The 1,601-nt window shown below is 39.2% G+C and carries 4 pseudogenes; 1 reads left to right on the top strand and 3 read right to left on the bottom strand.

Annotation, left to right across the window (positions count from 1 at the left end):
- The 3 pseudogenes from ACFINO_RS09725 to ACFINO_RS09715 all read right to left on the bottom strand — a co-directional run.
- A pseudogene (locus ACFINO_RS09725) lies at positions 1-531 on the bottom strand (phage integrase central domain-containing protein); the annotation flags it as partial.
- Between the two features lie 6 nt (positions 532-537).
- Positions 538-757: pseudogene (locus ACFINO_RS09720) on the bottom strand (hypothetical protein).
- 119 nt (positions 758-876) lie between these two features.
- A pseudogene (locus ACFINO_RS09715) lies at positions 877-984 on the bottom strand (exonuclease); the annotation flags it as partial.
- 291 nt (positions 985-1,275) lie between these two features.
- On the opposite strand from ACFINO_RS09715, the pseudogene ACFINO_RS11705 reads away from it, so the two are divergent.
- Positions 1,276-1,601: pseudogene (locus ACFINO_RS11705) on the top strand (hypothetical protein); the annotation flags it as partial.

The raw sequence follows: 1,601 nt of genomic DNA, 5'->3' as shown, positions 1-1,601 counted from the left end.
TCTGTCCAAACAGGAAATCTCTCTTTGTTTTTGAGGGGGCGTCTTTTTGTTCCTAAAGCTGGATTATTTTCCAAAAGACCTTGATCAATCGCCCAATTAAAAAGTCCATTAAGGGCTTTCAGAAAATTTCTAGCCATTGCTGGTGTTTCTTTACGTCGTTCAACACCGGCTATAATATGTTTCTTTTCAATTGCTTGGTATGGAATATTTCCTATGGAGTCGCATATCATTCATAAGAATGTATTCTTTTTGTTTCTTTGTAGCTTTAGAGTAGCTATGCCAATTAGAGCTGTTAAAGTATTGTTTAAGTAGCCATGCAAATAACCCTTCAACAAGTTTACCGGTTTTGGATTTAGGAAGTATAAGCTCTTGTAACTCGGCAAGTACACTTTTGTAGTTATCAATAAACTCTTGCGTTCCATAGGTACCGCGTATTCTAATACGTGGTCCATGACCAATACGTACATACCATATAATTTTACCATGGCGTGTGACTTCTTTGACAAGATGAGGGGGGCGTGGTTTAGGCATGGTATTTTACATCTTAGAGAGTACGGTTTCGTAATATTCATTCTTTGACAAATCTAAAAGTTTGTCTGGATGGCTAACTGAATTTGGTATTGGAATATCGGATTTAAGATAGATAAGCAGTTCACCAGTAGGTTTGATTTCTATGAGTTCACATCCCTTGTTTTTTAGCTTCTCTTAAAGCCCGTGCAATGTCTGCTTGCGTTATGATAGCTGTACGAGGCGCCATATCTTTTCTCCTTACATTGAGATGCAATTCACGTGTGGCGTGAATCACGCATTACTTGAAAGTGTTAAGAAGGGTGGGGGTGCTCGTAGATATGCGGGGAACAAAACACCCCCATAAGGTTAAGCAGCTTTTGTTGAGAGTTGTTGTATCTCTCGTTCTATCTCTGCTAAAAAGGCTTCAACAGCTTGATTGATCTGTTCAATTTGTTGATCATCACGGAAAAAACGGAAGAAGTCACCATCGCATTCCAAAAACCAGAATGCTTTGATTCAATTGAAAATGCGATTTTGTATCATACAACAAGTGTAGCAAATGAGTTGAGGGTAAAAATGTGGGCCGTTTCCTATGAGGAAGTTGAATGTTCAGGAAACATATGTGATTTTCACTTTAAAAATTCTTTGCTCAACAAAGAGGCAACTTATGGTAAGATAACTTTAGAAGATGGGGTAGTATACAAGGCATTTACTTGGAATGAAGAGAGTGAAAGTTCGCTTTTTTTTCAAGGGTACCGATGGAATAATTTATCTCACATGATACAGAAAACTGTTACGCAAGAATTTTCGCCTACTCGTCAAGGAATGATACAATCTAGTGGCAATCTCATCATTAACGCTGATACCATTGATAACCATTATAGCACTATAGAAGCGGGGGGAAATGCCGATATCCACACTGGTGTGCTGACCAATTTGGGGGCAACGGGCAACATTATCACGCAATCAGACAAAGAGACCACAATCACTGCTTCTCATCTGCTTTCCGGTCAGGATATCAATGTGAGCGGAGAAAGTGTGACGATTGATGGCATGACAGATCACCATAAAAGCCATTCAGAGACCCATGA

Origin of the sequence: Bartonella sp. AA83SXKL (assembly GCF_042196965.1) — a bacterium.
Lineage (GTDB): Bacteria > Pseudomonadota > Alphaproteobacteria > Rhizobiales > Rhizobiaceae > Bartonella.
Note: the sequence above shows the minus strand (reverse complement) of the source record. Positions and strands in the feature narration are given on the sequence as shown.